The following is a 1,820-nucleotide window of genomic DNA, read 5'->3' on the forward strand; positions in this document are numbered from 1 at the left end:
GGTTACATTCCGAACCCGGAAGCTAAGCCTCACAGCGCCGATGGTACTGCAGGGGGGACCCTGTGGGAGAGTAGGACGCCGCCGAACAATCATTCACAAAAAGGCCCCCATCCCTTCGGATGGGGGTCTTTTTGCTTTCCCCACCTTGTTCTGGCAGGCAAGCAGGGGGGGATCGCATGTGATTCTTGTCATGCGCGATAGGGCGGGACCGCTTCGGTCCGGGGGGTGGGGCCCAGTTAGCATGTGAACACCCTCCTAGCTCGAAAGATGGACTTGTGACTGTCAACGACGACGTGTTCACGGACTGGAAGAACCGCGAGGAGATCGCGGAGTCGATGATCCCGATCATCGGCCGACTGCACCGGGAGCGGGACGTTACCGTCCTGCTGTACAGCCGTTCCCTGGTGAACAAGTCGGTGGTCAGCATCCTGAAGACCCACCGGTTCGCCCGCCAGATCGCCGGTGAGGAGCTCTCGGTCACCGAGACGCTGCCGTTCCTTCAGGCGCTGACCACGCTGGATCTCGGCCCCTCCCAGATCGACCTCGGCATGCTCGCCGCCACCTACCGCGCAGACAGCCGCGGTCTCTCGGTGGAGCAGTTCACCGCCGAGGCCGTCGCCGGCGCCACGGGTGCCAACAAGATCGAGCGCCGCGAGTCGCCGCGTGACGTCGTCCTCTACGGCTTCGGCCGGATCGGCCGCCTGGTCGCCCGTCTGCTGATCGAGAAGGCCGGCTCCGGCAACGGCCTGCGCCTGCGTGCCATCGTCGTCCGTGGCGGTGGCGACCAGGACATCGTGAAGCGTGCCTCGCTGCTGCGACGTGACTCCATCCACGGCCAGTTCCAGGGCACCATCACCGTCGACGAGGCGAACAACACCATCGTCGCGAACGGCACCGAGATCAAGGTGATCTACGCCAACGACCCCTCCGAGGTCGACTACACGGCGTACGGCATCCGGGACGCCATCCTCATCGACAACACGGGCAAGTGGCGGGACCGCGAGGGCCTCTCCAAGCACCTCCGCCCCGGCATCGAGAAGGTCGTCCTGACGGCCCCGGGCAAGGGCGACGTGCCCAACATCGTGCACGGCGTCAACCACGACACCATCAAGCCGGACGAGCAGGTCATCTCCTGCGCCTCCTGCACCACCAACGCGATCGTCCCGCCGCTGAAGGCGATGGAGGACGAGTACGGCGTGCTGCGCGGCCACGTGGAGACCGTCCACTCGTTCACCAACGACCAGAACCTGCTGGACAACTACCACAAGGCCGACCGCCGCGGCCGCTCGGCACCGCTGAACATGGTGATCACCGAGACCGGTGCCGCCTCGGCCGTCGCCAAGGCCCTGCCGGACCTCAAGGCGAAGATCACCGGCAGCTCGATCCGCGTGCCCGTGCCGGACGTCTCGATCGCCATCCTGAACCTCCAGCTGGCCCGCGAGACCACCCGCGAGGAGGTCCTCGACTACCTCCGCAACGTGTCGCTGACCTCGTCGCTGAAGCGCCAGATCGACTTCACCACCGCCCCCGACGCGGTGTCGAACGACTTCATCGGCTCCCGCCACGCGTCGATCGTCGACGCCGGCGCCACCAAGGTCGAGGGCGACAACGCCATCCTCTACCTGTGGTACGACAACGAGTTCGGCTACTCCTGCCAGGTCATCCGGGTCGTCCAGCACGTCTCGGGCGTCGAGTACCCGACGTACCCGATCGCGGCGGTCTGATCCGCGGAATCGCACAACGCCTGTGGGGCGGCCACCCGGCCCCGGTTGCCGCCCCCCAGGCGGTTGCGTGCCCGATCGGTCGGGGGGGCGAGGGGC

General features: G+C 66.6%; 1 protein-coding gene and 1 rRNA gene. Both read left to right on the forward strand.

Annotation, left to right across the window (positions count from 1 at the left end; all coding sequences use genetic code 11):
- Positions 1-87, forward strand: a 5S ribosomal RNA gene (rrf, locus tag ACFU74_RS37190); the annotation flags it as partial.
- Between the two features lie 188 nt (positions 88-275).
- Positions 276-1,724 (forward strand): glyceraldehyde-3-phosphate dehydrogenase, encoded by a 1,449-nt coding sequence (locus ACFU74_RS37195; protein WP_380764563.1) that lies wholly within the window; start codon positions 276-278, stop codon positions 1,722-1,724.
- The last annotated feature ends 96 nt before the right edge of the window (positions 1,725-1,820 follow it).

The organism is Kitasatospora sp. NPDC057500 (assembly GCF_042802195.1).
GTDB lineage: Bacteria > Actinomycetota > Actinomycetes > Streptomycetales > Streptomycetaceae > Kitasatospora.